This is a genomic window from Streptomyces sp. NPDC088706 (assembly GCF_044752765.1).
Lineage (GTDB): Bacteria > Actinomycetota > Actinomycetes > Streptomycetales > Streptomycetaceae > Streptomyces.
The window spans coordinates 265,508-280,315 of the sequence record NZ_JBIVLW010000006.1; the positions used below are offsets into that span (position 1 = coordinate 265,508).

Consider the following 14,808-nt stretch of genomic DNA (forward strand, 5'->3'; position numbering starts at 1 on the left):
GATTCCGTCGGGCCGGATCTCAGACCCGGGTCCGTTCGGGTCCGGTCTCTCGCACGTTCCGGCGACGCGTCAGCAGGACGACCACGGCGAGGAACGTGAACAGGCCCCAGCACAGCCACATGGCCGGACCCGCCAGCAGGGTGACCCCCAGGACCGTCACCGCGCACAGGGCCGTGACGGCCCGGGCGCTGCCGCCGGTGGCCAGCCGGGCGAAGGCCGCCGCCCCGACCCCGTACAGGACGAAGTAGATGCCGCCCGAGAAGGTGAACAGGTGCTCCAGCGGCACGAGGCCGCTCGTGCTGAGCACGGCGATCAGCACGAGCAGCGCGCCCACGGCCACGACAGCGGTGACCGGGTTGCTGTCCCGTTGGCGCAGGCGCGCCAGCGTGACCGGGAGGTAGCCGCTGCGCGCCATGCCGAACACCAGGCGGGACAGGGCCAGCACCGACGCGAGGACGTTGGCGGTGATGACGCCGGTCACCAGGACCAGGGCGACCGGACGGCCGAGGTCGCCCAGAGCCCGTTCGGCCAGCAGCAGCAGCGGCGCCGAGTTGAGTCCTTCCTCGCCCGGGTCCACCGTGGCGAAGAGGCTGAGGAGCAGCAGCCCGTAGAGGGCGACGACGATGAGGTACGAGGCGGCGAAGACGCGCGGGATGATGTCCGGCCTCTTGTGCTCCTCGAAGGTGAACGCCACCGTCTCCCAGCCGGTGAAGGCGACGAAGACGGCGGTCAGCACCATGCCGAAGGAACCGGCCGGGGGCAGGTGCGTGCCGGGGGGCTGGAAGCCGCTGGAGCCGAGCGCCACGAGGGCGACGCACATGACCATGACGAAGAGGGCGAGCACCAGCGCGACCTGGAGTCCGCCGGAGACACCGGTGCCGGCGTACGCGACGGCGGTGGCGACACAGAGGACGAGCACCGGGAACAGCCAGGTGAGGGCCCCGGCGCCGGTGAACTCGGCGAGGTAGCGACCGCCGGTGAGCGCGGTCGCCGGGATGCCGGCGACCAGGGCGAACGTCGCGGCCGTCCCCGAGGTGCGCGCCAGGACCGGGTTGAAGGCCACCTCGGCGTAGTGCGCCACGCCGGACGCGGACGGATAGCGCCGTCCGAGCCAGGCGTAGCAGTAGAGCAGGGGAACGACCGCGAGCGCGGCCACGGCCCACGGCATCCACGCCGACCGGGCCAGGGTGTGGTAGCTGGTGCCGGGCAGAATCATCATGCCGCTGCCCAGGATCGTGGACAGGGCCAGGAAGGTCCCGACGACGCCCCCCAGCGACTTGTGCAGGTCTTTCACGCAATCTCCGTTCGCGTCTGCGCCACGACCGCCTCGACGCACCTCTCCAGCAGCCCGGCCATGGAGGCGTCGATGGCGTGACCGCCGTCCGCGACCGTCACGTGGGCCTCGCCGCGGACCCGTTCATGCCAGGTCACGCAGTACCGCGGCGGGATGAAGAAGTCACCGCGGGTCGACAGCACGTGCAGGACGTCCGGTGGAGCGCCGGTGGTGTGCAGCCACCGGGCCAGTCCGTCGGCCACCGAGGCCTCCGCCCGCAGCCGGTCGGCGACCTCCGCGAGCACGTCCTCGTCGTCCAGGAGGTCCTGGGGGAAGCCCTCGTGCGCGAGGATCCGGGCGATCTGGTCGTCCGCCAGTTGCGACATGGTCGGGATCCGGCCCTCGCCGTCCGGGCAGGGCGTGTTGATGAGCAGCACCCCGGCGGGGCTCCCGGTGTGTCCGACGAGTTCCTTCCGCAGGCGCAGCGCGGACAGTCCGCCCATGCAGTGCCCGGTCAGCACGGTCCGTGACGCGCCCGTGTCGCCGAGGGTGGCCGACACCGTCGTGAGGCACTCCTGCTGCCACGCGCCGGACTCGACGGCCTCGGCCGCCGCCGGGTTCGGCAGGGACAGGAAGCCCATGCCGCGCCGGGCGGCGAGCTTCTCCAGCTGCTCCAGTGTGGTGCCGCCGGAGCCCGCCGCGGGGAAGGCGACGAGCAGGCTGCTCTCCTCCGGTCCGCTCATGCGCCGAGATCCTTGGCATCGACCACTTCGACCCGCAGTTCGGTCAGCCCCAGCATGAAGTTGGAGCGCAGGCGCTGCGGCTCCTCGACGACGACGAACGCCTTGTCCCAGGCGGCGAGTTCCTCCACGAAGGTCTGGATCTCCAGCGTGGCCACCGGCGCCCCGATGCAGCGGTGGACACCGGCGCCGAACGCCAGCTGTTTGTTGTCCTGCCGGTCGATCATGAACGTGTCGGGCTGGTCGAACACCGCGGGGTCGCGGTTGGCGGCCATGTTCCACAGGGTCACGAAGCTGCCTGCCGGGATCACCTCCCCGCCCACCGGGAAGTCCTCGACCGTCAGCCGCTGCACGTAGCTGTTGGTGGAGGTCCAGCGCAGGAACTCCTGCGTGGCGACGTCGGCGGGCACGTCCCCGGCGACCACCTTGAGCCACTGGGCCCGCTCTTGGTGGATGGTGTCGACGGTGAGGCTGGCGGTGTGCGGGGTGGTCTCGTTCCCGCCGACGGCGACGTTGAGCCCGTTGAGCAGGGCCACGTCGCGGGGCATGTCGCCGGAGGCCACGAGCTGGGCGAGGAAACCGATCATGTCGTCGCTCGCCCCCGACTCGATACGCTGCCCGATGAGGCCGTCGATGAAGTCGAGGACCTCCATCTGGGCGTCGACCAGCGACTCCAGCGGGGAGGCGCCCGTGTAGGCCTCGTCCCGGTAGCCGATCATCGTACGGGTGGCTTCCAGCAGGGCGTGGGCGTCGGCCGGCGCGATACCGAAGAGGACTTCCAGCACGCCCTTGGGCAGCTCGGGGGCCACGACCTTGTCGAAGTCGATGACGTCGCCGACCGAGAGCTGGTCGAGCGCGGCGCGCAGGTTGCGGCGTACCGTCTGCCCGACCTTGTCCAGCATGTCGCGGTTGAACCCGCTGTGCTTGATCGGCCGTCGCAGGGCGGTGTGTTCGGGCCGGTCCGCGACGATGAGCATGCGGCCGGAGGCGGAGTCCTTCTCCGGGCGGTACGAACCGTCGATCATCGTGCCGTAGGCGGAGCTGAGCCGCGTGTGGTCGACGTACGCCTCGTAGACGTCGGCGTAGCGGGTCAGGGCGTAGAACGCGTAGCCATCGGCCCGCCGGTGGAGGGAGACCGGGTGGTTCTCCCGCAGGTGGGAGAGGTAGGCGTAGGGGTCGTCGGCGGCGAAGAACTCCGCCGAGTAGAGCGGGCTGTTCTCAACCACCAACATTGAGCGCTCCTGCCTTCTCGGCGATACGGGCCGGGGTGCGGCCCTCGAAGAACACGTGTCCCGGCACCTTGACGCCGGTCTGCTGCTTGATCAGGGCCCGGACCCGCAGGACGACGAGCGAGTCGACGCCCGCTTCGAAGATGTCGGTGTCCTCGGTCAGTTCGCGGTGGAACACCTTGAAGAGGCACTCCAAGATCATGGCTGGTGATATCTGCGTCATCGCTTGCCGGCCCTTTCCGTGTGGGCGTCGTCCATGAGTGAGGGGAAATCGATCTTTCCGCCGGCCTTCGTCGGGAACGTGTGCACCAGGTGGAGCCGTATCGCGTCGGAGAACGAGCGGACGAGCGGTTCGAGCTGTGCCCGGACCGTCTCCCGCGCCGGGGCGTCCCTGCCGAGCTGGACGAAGGCGACGGTGCCGCGGGGGTCCTGGGCGACGCGGCAGTCCAGGACGCCGGGGACGGTGCCGGCCGCGGACTGGAGGGCCGCGGTGTCCACCCGGGTGCCGTTGACCTTGATCTGGCTGTCGAGCCGCCCGGCGTAGACGAGTGCTCCGGAGGCGTCCTGGTGCACCAGGTCTCCGGTCCGGTAGGTGGCGTGCCCCTCCCGCACCGGGAACGGCTCGGCGAGGCGCCCGCCGTCCAGGTAACCGGCGCAGACCAGTGGGCCGGAGACGACGAGGTGTCGCAGGTGCGGTGGTGAGTCGTCCGCGGCCGGCAGGGTCTGGTCGCAGCCCTCCAGGGGGTGGCCGATGGGGATGGCGGCGGCTGTGAACTCCTCGGGGAGGTCGTACCGGTGGGTGGCGAAGGTCGCCTCCGTGGGGCCGTAGAGGTTGACGAAGCGGTTGGTCAGTCCGGCCTGGCGGGCCTGGCGGTAGGTGGCCCCGTGGAACTGCTCGCCACCGCTGAAGATCCACGGGATGCCGGCCAGGCACTCGGGCATGGCGCCGACCACCGTGGTGATGACGGCCGCGGGCAGGAGGACCCGGTCGATGCCGTAGCGTTCGGCCAGCTCGGGCCAGGCGAAGACGTCCTCGTTGACGTGGGGAAGGCGCACGACCCGGCCGCCCGCCGCCACCGTCTTCCAGGTGTCGAACCACCAGCCGTCGAAGGCCGGGGCGGCGAAAGCGCCGGCCGTCGGCACCCCTTCCGTGGGGACGTCCAGGCCACGGCACGCGAACAGGGCCAGCAGGTTCTGCCGGGTCACCGCGACCGCCTTGCGACGGCCGGTGCTGCCCGAGGTGAAGTTCACCGCCACCACGTCGGGTGGCAGACGGTCGGCGGGGAGCGGCTCGGCCGCGCGTGCGACCTCCTCGACCTCGTCGTCGGCCGCCGCCTCGCCCACGGTGACGGACAGGGTCACATCCGGCCTGACCCGGTCGAGTACGTCGGGGGCGAGGCTGCCGTCGTCGGCCACGGCCAGGCCGCCGGCCCGCCACACTCCCAGCTGGCCCGCGAAGTGTCCGAGCCGGGTGTCCGCCCGCAGGCGCACCACGCGCGCGCCCTCGCAGCGCTCGACGGCCCGCTGGACGGCCGCGGCCAGCGTGCCCACGCGCTCCCGGCCGTACTCCCGTCCCTCCTCCACCCAGACCGTTTCGGTGGAGCGCCAGCGGTGCTCGCCGATGAGGTCGTGCCACGCGTCCGTCACGGCTCCGGTCACAGCTTCAGTCCCAACTCGTCGATGATCGCGCTGATGCTGATGAGGCTGAGCCGTACGTCCCACTTGTCGGGCTTGGGATCGGCCGTCAGCCGGTCGAGGGCGTCCGGCGCGAAGACGCCGCTGGCCGCGACCAGGTCACGCCAGCGTGCCGCGCGCCGTTCGTCGGAGATCGCGTCCAGGCCGTACGCCGTGAAGCCCTGCTTGGCCCGGCTCACCACGCGGGCGGGCACCACGTCCGCGTACGCCGTCTTCAGACAGGCCTTGCCCTCGAAGTCGGCCACCTTGCGGTCGTCGGCCGTGTGCGTCGCCAGCTCCACGACGCCGTTGCCCAGGAAGGGGTAGCGGCCCTCGATGGAGTTGGCCATCAGCATCAGGTCGCCGTGGTCACCGAGGAGATGGCCGCCGAGCTGCACGTACACGTCGGCGATGGAGCGCAGTTGCATCGGGGTGAGGGCGGCGGCCTCCTTGTCGCTGTAGGGGATCAGCCGCTCCCGCCAGAACTCCGCTCCGGCCAGGGCCTCTTCCGTCCGCGGGGTGAAGCAGGTCCGGCGCCTGCGCTCGGCCCGGTCCCAGTCGACCTCCCAGCCGAAGTCCGCCCGGCCCCAGGCGTGGGCGTTCTCGTCCCGGGCCGCCGGTGGTACGCGGCGGGCGGCGTCGAAGACGTACGAGTCGTAGCCGAAGAAGAGCTCATCCGCGCCCTCCCCGGAGATGACCCCCTTGATTCCGGCCCGGCGCACCTCGTCGGAGAGCATGCGCGCGGCCACGTTGTACGTCTCGCGCTGCGGGTAGCAGCAGTGGCGCACCATGTCCTCGAAGCCGGCGGCGACGTCCGCGGGCCCGCAGTGGATCTGCCGGTGTTCGCTCCCCACCGCCCGCGACACCTCGCGCTGGAAGCGTCCCTCGTCCAGGGCGGCGTCCTCGAAGAGCACGGAGAAGGTTCTGGGCGCCTTCTCCAGCAGCCGGGAGGCTTCCACCACCAGGGTGGAGGAGTCGAATCCGCCGCTGAGGTAGGCCCCGATCTCGACGTCCGCGCGCAGACGGTCCTGGATCGCGCCGCTGAGCGTGGCCCGGATCTCCGCGTCGGAGGCGGGCGGTGCGGTGGTGTCGAACTCGCCGTAGCGCCAGTAGCGCGCGGTCCGCGGTTCTCCGTCGCCGAAGGTCACCACGCATCCGGGCGGGACCGCGTGGACATCGCGGACCAGGGTCTTCGGCGCGACGATGTTCCCCAGTGACAGGTACTGGTCGACCGCGGTGAGGTCGAGCTTCCACGCCTGGGGAACCGACGTCACCAACGTCTTCAGCTCGGAGGCGAAGTGTGTGTGGGAGCCGGCCACGGTGTAGAAGAGCGGGCAGATCCCGAACCTGTCGCGGCCCAGGTGCAGCAGGTCGCGTGCCCGGTCGTGGACGGCGGTGGCGAACTGTCCGTCGATGAGCTTCAGCCCGTCGGTTCCATGCCGGGCGAACAGCTCGGGCACGAGGGCCACATCGACCCGGTTGGCGGACCGGATGCCCAGGCGCCGGGCCAGCTCGGGGGCGTTGTAGATCTCGCCGTTGGTCACGGCCGCGTACCGGCCGGTCGCGTCCTCGGCGGGCTGCCAGCCGTCGCGCAGCCCGGTCATACCGAGGCGGCCGAGCTTCATGGACAGCGTCGGCGTACTCAGCGAGTAGCTCTCGTCCGGACCGCGGTGGGTGAGCCGGGCGTGCATGGTGGCGGAGACGGTCCGGTCGAGGGTGCCGTCCGGGGCGAAGGTTCCGCAGAGGCCGCACATGACGTCACACGCCCCGTTCCTGGAGCTGGTCCGCCAGTACCCGCAGGTTCTCCGCACGGAGTACGTCGCGGACGCCCGCGTCCACCCAGCCCAGTCCGCGCATCTGGGTGACCAGGACGACGGCGGTGGCGGAGTCGCCGCCGACTTCGAAGAAGTTGTCCTCCAGCCTGACGTTCTCCACCCCGGTGAGGTTGCGTACGAGGTGCAGGATCCGCAGGTCCGCTCCGGCTTCCGGCGCCGTCGGCGGAGCCAGGTGCTCGCGTCGGCCCGCGCCCAGCGCATCGCGGTCGATCTTGCCGTTCGGCGTGTGCGGGAAGACCTCGACGCGCTCGAAGACCGAGGGGATCTTGTAGGGGTCGAGAGCGCCCTCCAGGCTCTTGCGCAGGAGGCGGGGGTCGCCGTCGCCCCGGAAGTAGCAGACGAGTACGTCGGGGTCGCCGCCGCGCAGACCGTCGTGCGCCTCGGCGACGACCACGGCGTCCAGGACTCCGTCCAGTCGGCAGACCGCGTTCTCGATCTCGCCCGGGTCCAGACGGTAGCCGCGCACCTTGACCTGGCGGTCCACCCGCTCGACGAAGTACAGGGCGCCGTCCCGCTCCTCGACGATGTCGCCGGTGGCGTAGCCGCCCTCGGCGCCGGTCCCACCGAACGGTGTCAGGCCCTCCTCGGTCAGGTAGCCGAGCGCCACGCTCTCCCCGGTGATCACGAGTTCGCCCCGCTCGGGGACGGCGTCCTCGCCGCCCACCGGCCGCAGGTGGTACGCGCAGTCGCCGACGACCGTGCCGAGCGGCACCGCGTGGCGGGCCGCCTGCGGGTCGAGCGGGTCGCTGAGGAGGTTGCACACGGTGGTCTCGGTGAGCCCGTAGGCGTTGTGGAAGGCCCTCGCCGACGACCAGGTGCGGATCACCGAGGGGCGGCACGGGCCGCCGCCGTTGATCACGTGGCGCAGCCGCATGCCGGCCGTCGGTTCGGTGACGGTGAGCGCGAACGGCGTGGTCTTCAGGTGGGTGACGCCGAACTCCTCCAGGGTCTCCGCCAGGATGGTGCCGGGTGTGAGCCTGGCCTCGTCGAGCACCACGAGGCAGGCTCCGGCGGTCAGCGTCCAGAGGATCTCGGTGAGGCAGCCGTCGAAGGTCAGCCGGGCGAACTGCAGTGTCCGCGAGCCGGGCCCCACCTCCAGCCGCTCGACGTGATCACGCACCACACGGTCCAGGGGGTCGGCCCGTACCAGCACGCACTTGGGCCGACCGGTGGAACCGGACGTGTGGATGGCGTAGCCGACATCGGCCGGCAGCGGTCCGGGAGCCGGCGGGCCGGTGTGCGCGGGCGGGCCGGCGGGGCGCCACCGCTCGGGCACGTCGCCGAGCGTGACCTCGCCGTCCGGCGATGTCGTGTCCGCCACCGTCCGCAGCCCCAGCAGGCTCACCTTGGCGCTGTTGGAGGCCGCGCTGTCCCGGTCGTCGATGACGACGAACGGGCGCCGGGCCTTGAGGGCGCCGACGATCGCCACGACGGCTCCGATGTCGCGGTGGCTGCTGATGCCGACGAACTCACCGGCTTCGGTACGTGCGGCCACGCGGTGTGCGAAGTCGTCGACCAGGTGGCCGAACTCACGGTAGGTCAGCACGCGTTGGGCATTGCGTACGGCGGCCGCGCCGGGATGACGGCGTATCGCCTCGTCGATCCGGTCGACGACCGTTCTGCGGCGGTCGGGCACCTCGCCCTCCTTCGTCTGTGGCGTGTCGGTGGCGGACGGGCCGGTCACCGCACGGGGTGGGTCAGGGTGCCGACACCCTCGACGACCGACCGGACCGTGTCACCGGGGCTGATCACGGTGGCGCCGGGTGTGCCGGTGCACAGGATGGTTCCGGGGGTGAGCGTGCGCCCCGCGGTGAAGTACTCGACGAGGTATCCCAGGTCGTACTTCATGGACGTGGGGGTGGCGGAGGCGACCGTCTCGTCGTTGAGGACCGTCGAGATCCGGACGGCGTCGAAGCCGTCGGGGAACTCGTCCAGGGTGACCAGGACCGGTCCGACGCTGCAGAACGTGTCGAAGCCCTTGGCCCACGGGATGTAGCGGGGGTTCTCCCGGATGGCGTCCTCGGCCGTCATGTCCAGGACGCAGGTGACACCCGCGATCACGGACCGCCATTCGTCGCGCGCCACGTTCTTGCAGGCGGTTCCGACGACCAGGCCGAGCTCGGCCTCCGCGGTGACGCGTTTCGACTGGACGGGCAGCTCGATGTGGTCCGTGTTGCCGATGAGGCAGCCCCCGGGCCGGAGGTAGGAACCGGGGCCGGAGGCCGGCTGCTGCGCCTGAAGGTCCTCACTGTGCCGCAGGTAGTTGAGGCCGGCGCCCCAGATGTCCGCGTCGCGGTCGGCCACCGGGCCGGACCGCGCCGGATCGAAGTCGACGGGTGCCACCTCGCCGCCATGGCGCTCCACGGCCTCGGCGAGGGCGCGCAGCTCCCCCTCCCCCACCAGGTCGGCGATGCGGCCGACCCCGGCGTACCCCGGGAGCCCCTTCAGCGGGAGCCAGCCGCCGCCGTCGCTCACCACGATGTCACCGGGCCCCGGGTGCGGGGATGTCCTGGCCAGTTTCACTGCTTCTCCTCTTGCGTCGGGTCGCCTGGGCACCTGCGGGTGGGAGGCCGGGGCTCCGTGTGACGCCCCGGCCTTCAGGAGTTGTCCTACGCCGGGCAGCAGCGTGCCGCGGCGCTCTGGAAGTCGTTGGCGCGGGGGCTCTGGTCGGCGATCTCCACGGCGGTCTCCATCAGGCGCGCCGGATCGGTGCTGAACTCGGCGGCCAGCCGCTCCACCAGCGGGAAGAACCCGGAGTGGATGCCGATGACGGCGCCGAGCACCTGCATGGTGCGGTCCTCGGGGACGGCCTCCATGTTGATGTGGGCGTACTCCGCGATCCTGGCGAGTTCCTGGTAGTCGAACAGGTCGCCGTGGGTCAGCTTGATGATGCCGGCGACCGCCTCGATGGAGGCGTTCCCCGATCCCCGCCCGATGCCGTTGAGCGTCGCGTCCACGATGCTCGCGCCGGCCTCGTACGCGGTGACGCTGTTGTAGTTCGCCAGCCCGAGGTTGTCATGGCCGTGGAAGCCGACGACGTCGAAGTGGCGGCGGACGGCACTCACGTACTCGGTCACCGCACTGGGCAGCATCGCCCCGTAGGAGTCGACCACATAGACCCCGGTGACCGCGTCGGGCACGTCCGCCAGATAGTCAACGAGTCGGTCGACCGGGGTGGCGCTGGACTTCATGAGGTTGAGGTAGACCTCGTCGCACACCTCGGTGGCCTGGCGCAGATAGGCGAGGTGTTCGGAGACCCGGTCGGGTTCCACTCCCACCCGCAGGAAGGTCATCCCCTTCTTCACCAGGCTCTCGACGGTCTCCAGCCGGGTGAAGTCCGGCTGGGCGAACATGCCCCAGGGCTTCGCCGAGAGGGTGGCGCCGGCCAGCTCACCCCAGCGCTGGTGGTCGATGTTGCACGCCGTGATGCCGGTCCGCTCGGCCTCCAGCCCCAAGCCGTGCCCCACCTCGACCTTGGTGACGGGCGTTTCGTTCAGACGCGTGAGGAGCCTCGTCACGAACTCCTCGTCGAGCTGGAAGTCCACGGCGTACATTCCGTCGCGCAGTGTGCAGTCGAGCAGGTCGATCTTCGTCGTTTCCGCGGGTCGGCCGCCTGGTAAAGACATACCGCTACTCCTTACGGGAGAGAACCGTTTGACACGAGATGTGCTTCTGTCGTGCGGGACATGATCACTACGTGTCGACGGAAGACCGGGTGGAGCTTCCACCGGAACACGCGAAGAATTCGACGTTCTTCGAATTCAGTGGAGCAATATTCAGTGGGGCAATCGCCACCGCATGGAATGTGGCGTGCGTCATGCAGCGCGACTGCGGCCACCAGGTATTCGAGGGCGGCATCTTCTCGGCAATTCCTGCGCTGTGGGAATTATGCTACGACCCGCTCTCCACCGTGGCAAGCATTCCGCGAAATTGCCGGGGAAATATTTACCGCCACGCAGAATTCCGACGCATTTAACTCCTCATGGGGTGTGGGGGGCCGGCCAGAGCGGACCGCGTGTGGGCGGCGAGTTGCTGGAGGCCGTCGCCGTACCAGATCGAATGGTGGTCTCCGGGGACCGTGCGTTCCGTGAGGTCGGGTGCCAGCTCCGCCCATCGCCCGCCCTGCGGCGGGGACTTCGAGGCCAGCAGGTGCCAGACCGGTCCGTCGTACCTTCCGGGCGCCTCGTAGGCGTGCGCGGCCACGGCGTGTGCGTGAAAGACCGCGTAACGGTCGTTCAGCAGGTCGGCGTCCAGTTCGCTCGGCCACGAGTCCAGCTGCCGCACCTGGTGGAAGAGCGCGTTCGCGTCCCCGTCGCCGTCGGCCGCCAGGGTGTCGATCTCCGCCGGGAAGTCCATGCCGAGCGAGGCGGCGATCTCGTGGAGAAAGCGCCCCGCGATCTCCGCTTCCGGCGGCATCGGACAGGGATGGGGAGGACTGGTGTCGACCAGGACCACCCGGCCCACCCCGACGCCGGCGGCCGTCAGCCGCCGCGCCATGTCGAAGACGATGAGACCCCCCAACGACCAGCCCAGCAGATGCACCGCGCCGCCGGTCACGACCTCCCCCAGAGCGGCGGTGTAGCGGGCCGACAGGTCGGGGACGGAGGGTACGGGCGCCTGCTCCCCGTCGAAGCCCGGCGCCTCGATGCCGAGAACCGGCCGGTCGCCGCCGAGCAGGTGGGCCAGGGGAAGGTAGGAGTACGCCGAGCCCGCGCTCGCGTGCACGCAGACCAGCGGAGCGGCGGTGCCCGTCGGGTTCAGCGGAACGATCAGGTCCGTGTCCGACAGAGGGGTCGAGAAGTCGTTCACGGGCGCACCTCACCGAGCTTCTCCTCGACCAGCGCGGCGATCGCCCGCACGGTGACGTTCCCGTACATCACCCGCACGCTGAGCTTGATGCCGAACGCCGTGTTGACCCGGCTGATGGCGCGCATGGCCTGGAGCGAGTTGCCCCCCGCCGAGAAGAAGCTCTCCTCGGCCTCCAGCTCGGAGACGTCCAGCACCTCACGGAAGACCTCGGCCACCGACTCCTCGGTCGGGGTGAGGGGCTCCGCGCCGGCCGTGCCGCCGGCCTCGTCCGGGGCGACCACGTCCGTGACGGCAGCGCGGTCCACCTCCCAGTCGGCTCGCACCGGCAGGGAGGGAACCACCACCCACCGCCCGGGAATCAGCCCTTCCGGGAGGTGTCCGCCGAGGTGGGATCCGAGATCGGCCGGGTCCACGGCGCGGTCGCCGGCCGGGCGGACATAGGCGCTCACCCCGGCCGCGCCGTCCCGCGCCACCACGGCCGCGGCGACATCGGGGTGCGCGCACAGCAGGGCTTCCACATGGGCGGCGGGGACCGACACGCCTCCCAGCTCGATGCGCTCCTGCTCGGCGCCCAGGAGCTCCAGCCGCAACCCGTGGGTCCAGCGGGCCCTCTCCTCGCTGAGGAAGGCCATGCGCCCCGGACGGAAGGGGTCCGGGACGAAGTACGGCGAACCGGCCTCGGGCCGACGGAGCAGCCCGTCGGCGAGGCTGCCCGGCGCTCCCCCCACCAGGAGGCGGCCTTCGACGCCGCGGGGGACCAGGTTCAGGGCATCGTCGACGACGTACAGCGAGCGGTTCTCGTACGGGACGATGTCACCGTGTCCCGAGCGCGCGCAGACCACCGCGGCACCCGGCAGCTCGCGGACCGTCACGAAGCGTCGCCCCTCCCCCGTCCACGCCTGGGCGGCAGGGGTGGACAGTTCGCGGTCCGAGCCGCGGACACACGTCAGGTCGGGCAGCGAGGTGGGGTCGAGCAGCGCCCGCAGGGCCGGCGGGAGGTGGGCGTGGGTGACACGGCGCTCGCTCAGCAGCGTGGACAGGCGCCCGGCGTCCGCGGCCTCCTCGGGAGCGGCGGCGACGACCGCGGCGCCGCAGGTCAGCGCGGCCCACAGGGCGCCGTGCCGCGCCTCGGCGGCTATCGGTGGCAGGAACAGCCGGTCGCCGTCGCCGAGTCCGAGGACGCGCCGATGGCTCCTGGCGGTGAACGACAGTGCGCTGTGCGGCAGGCGGACGCCCCGCGATCCGCCCGTCGCGTCGGGGATGTGGACGATCTGGGCCGGTGACCGCTCGTGGGCGCCCGTGTCCACCGGACTCGGTTGCCCGGGGCGGGGACCGGCCGCGGTGACCGGCACGTCCGGTTCCGCGGAGTCGATCGGCAGCAGGACCCAGGCCGACGAGTGCGGGAGCCTGGCCTGGGCGCCGTCGTCGCTCAGGACGACCGGGGCGCCGGTGTCGACGGCGACGAACGCCAGCCGCTCGACGGCTTCCTCGACCGACAGGTGGGTCAGTGCGCCATCGCACCGCCACACGCCCAGCGCGGCGACGGCGACATGGTCCCACCGGTCGCTGACCACCACGACGTTCGTCCCCGGCCCGAGGCCCGTGGCCCGCAGTCGTAGGGCGAGCGCCTCGGCCCGGTGGTCGAGTTCGGCATAGGTGAGTTCGCGTTCGCCGCAGACGACCGCCGTGGCGGCGGGCCGCGTCCGCGCGATGCGGGCCACGGACGCGGGCACGTCCTCGTTCCCGCCTTCGCCCTCGACGCCGTGTCCCACGTCCAGGAGCAGCTGCCTCTCGTCCCCCTCGACCAGGGGGATGCGCGACACCGGCCGGTCCGGGTCGTCCGCGGCCGCGCGTAACACCGCTTCCAGGTGGGTCAGCAGCGCCTCGGGCCGCCAGGAGTCGAACAGGTCGGTGGAGTACTCCACGCTCGCGTGGAAGGCGGATCCGTCGTCGACGAGGGTGATCGCCAGATCGAACCTGGATCCTTCGGCCGCCTGCGGCAGCAGTTCGGCCGTCACCCCCTCCAGGGAGAGGTTCTCACCGGAGGTCTTGCCGCCCAGTACCTGCAGGCTGATCTGGAACAGCGGGTTGCGGCCCGGCTCACGGTCGGGGCGCACGGCGCCGACCACCTGGTTGAAGGGCGCCTCCTGGTGGTCGTACAGCTCGAAGGTCCCCTCCATCACCCGGTCGACGACGTCCCGGAAGGTCGGGTCGCCCGAGAGGTCGCAGCGCAGGACCGCCATGTTCACGAACATGCCGACGACGGACTCGAGCCGCGGGTGCGGCCGGCCCAGCATCGGGACCCCGACCGGGATGTCGTCGCGCCCGGTGCAGCGGCTCAGCACCACGTTCAGCGCGGCCGCCAGCACCATGAACGACGAGGCTCCGTCCTGGCCGAGCCGGGTGACGTAGGCACGGACGTCGTCGGAGAGCCTTCGGTTCAGGGTCTTGCCGTGGCGTCCGCCGCCCGCCGTTCGCGGCCGGTCGGCCGGCAGGTCGAGCACGGTGACGCCGTCCAGCTTCGCGCGCCAGAAGTCGAGGTCCTCCTTCAGCCCGGCACCGTCCAGGCGCTCGCGCTGAGCGACGGCGTAGTCGCTGTAATGCAGGGAGATCTCCCCGAGGGAAGGAGTCACTCCCGCGCACAGGTCGCGGTAGGCGGTGGAGATCTCCGCGTTGATCAACCCGGTCGACCAGCCGTCGGTGACGATGTGGTGGAAGCCCTGGCAGAGAACGTGCTCGTGCGGTCCCAGCCGGAAGAGACCGAAGCGGTGCAGTGGGCCCGTACCCAGGTCGTAGGGCTGCGCGTTCAGCGCCTCGATCTCCGCGGTCAGCCGCTTGTCCCGGTCGGCCTCGGGCAGGCCCGACAGATCGGTGGTGAGCAGGGTCAGCGGCCGGTGCGGGGCGACTTCCTGACGGATGCCGTCGTCGGTGCGGCGGATGGTGGTGCGCAGCGCCTCATGGCGCGAGACCACCAGGTCCAGGGCGCCCCGGAGGGCGTCGACGCGCAGGGGGCCGGTCAGCCGCCACACCATCAGGATGTTGTAGACCGCGTTGCCGGACGCCAGCTCGTCGAGGAAGTACAGCTGCTCCTGGGCGTAGGAGGCAGGGTGGATGGACCGGTCGGCTCGGCCGGGGGCTTGTGGAGGGTGTTCTTCACGGGCGTGCATGTCAGGTCATCTCCGGCGTGATCGGCGACTGCGGTGCGAACAACGGGAATCCTTCGGAATCCGGGGGATCCGGCAGGGCGT

Annotated in this window: 12 protein-coding genes; 1 reads left to right on the forward strand and 11 read right to left on the reverse strand. The window is 71.1% G+C overall.

Annotated features, from left to right (window positions below; all coding sequences use genetic code 11):
• Positions 1 to 19: 19 nt before the first annotated feature.
• From ACIQAK_RS17860 to ACIQAK_RS17900, 9 genes are all read right to left on the reverse strand, one after another.
• Entirely contained in the window at positions 20 to 1,294 is a 1,275-nt protein-coding gene (locus ACIQAK_RS17860; protein ID WP_366389428.1) for an APC family permease, read from the reverse strand.
• Complete coding sequence (locus tag ACIQAK_RS17865) at positions 1,291 to 2,016, reverse strand: alpha/beta fold hydrolase (RefSeq protein WP_366389427.1); 726 nt, start codon at positions 2,014 to 2,016, stop codon at positions 1,291 to 1,293. The genes ACIQAK_RS17860 and ACIQAK_RS17865 overlap by 4 nt, the downstream gene beginning before the upstream one ends.
• Positions 2,013 to 3,245, reverse strand: a complete 1,233-nt coding sequence (locus ACIQAK_RS17870; RefSeq protein WP_366389426.1) for a cytochrome P450 — start codon at positions 3,243 to 3,245, stop codon at positions 2,013 to 2,015. Before ACIQAK_RS17870 ends, ACIQAK_RS17865 begins: the two co-directional genes overlap by 4 nt.
• Entirely contained in the window at positions 3,232 to 3,444 is a 213-nt protein-coding gene (locus tag ACIQAK_RS17875; RefSeq protein WP_366389425.1) for an acyl carrier protein, read from the reverse strand. Before ACIQAK_RS17875 ends, ACIQAK_RS17870 begins: the two co-directional genes overlap by 14 nt.
• Positions 3,445 to 3,461: 17 nt before the next feature.
• Positions 3,462 to 4,889, reverse strand: a complete 1,428-nt coding sequence (locus tag ACIQAK_RS17880; RefSeq protein ID WP_366389424.1) for an AMP-binding protein — start codon at positions 4,887 to 4,889, stop codon at positions 3,462 to 3,464.
• A gap of 8 nt (positions 4,890 to 4,897) precedes the next feature.
• Positions 4,898 to 6,670: an asparagine synthase (glutamine-hydrolyzing) gene (gene asnB / locus ACIQAK_RS17885; RefSeq protein ID WP_366389423.1), complete on the reverse strand. Its 1,773-nt coding sequence runs from the start codon at positions 6,668 to 6,670 to the stop codon at positions 4,898 to 4,900.
• Positions 6,671 to 6,674: 4 nt separating this feature from the next.
• Positions 6,675 to 8,387 (reverse strand): non-ribosomal peptide synthetase, encoded by a 1,713-nt coding sequence (locus ACIQAK_RS17890; RefSeq protein ID WP_366389422.1) that lies wholly within the window; start codon positions 8,385 to 8,387, stop codon positions 6,675 to 6,677.
• A 44-nt stretch (positions 8,388 to 8,431) separates the two neighbouring features.
• Positions 8,432 to 9,274: a fumarylacetoacetate hydrolase family protein gene (locus ACIQAK_RS17895; RefSeq protein ID WP_366389421.1), complete on the reverse strand. Its 843-nt coding sequence runs from the start codon at positions 9,272 to 9,274 to the stop codon at positions 8,432 to 8,434.
• 86 nt (positions 9,275 to 9,360) lie between these two features.
• Positions 9,361 to 10,377, reverse strand: a complete 1,017-nt coding sequence (locus ACIQAK_RS17900; protein WP_366389420.1) for a hypothetical protein — start codon at positions 10,375 to 10,377, stop codon at positions 9,361 to 9,363.
• A gap of 71 nt (positions 10,378 to 10,448) precedes the next feature.
• Between ACIQAK_RS17900 and ACIQAK_RS17905 the strand changes: the two genes are divergently transcribed.
• Entirely contained in the window at positions 10,449 to 10,727 is a 279-nt protein-coding gene (locus tag ACIQAK_RS17905) for a hypothetical protein (protein ID WP_366389419.1), read from the forward strand.
• On the opposite strand, the gene ACIQAK_RS17910 is transcribed toward ACIQAK_RS17905, so the two are convergent.
• On the reverse strand, positions 10,724 to 11,560 hold the full coding sequence (locus tag ACIQAK_RS17910; protein WP_366389418.1) for an alpha/beta fold hydrolase: 837 nt from the start codon (positions 11,558 to 11,560) through the stop codon (positions 10,724 to 10,726). The two genes, ACIQAK_RS17905 and ACIQAK_RS17910, sit on opposite strands and share 4 nt — an antisense overlap.
• Positions 11,557 to 14,727, reverse strand: a complete 3,171-nt coding sequence (locus ACIQAK_RS17915) for a condensation domain-containing protein (protein ID WP_366389417.1) — start codon at positions 14,725 to 14,727, stop codon at positions 11,557 to 11,559. Before ACIQAK_RS17915 ends, ACIQAK_RS17910 begins: the two co-directional genes overlap by 4 nt.
• Positions 14,728 to 14,808: the final 81 nt, after the last annotated feature.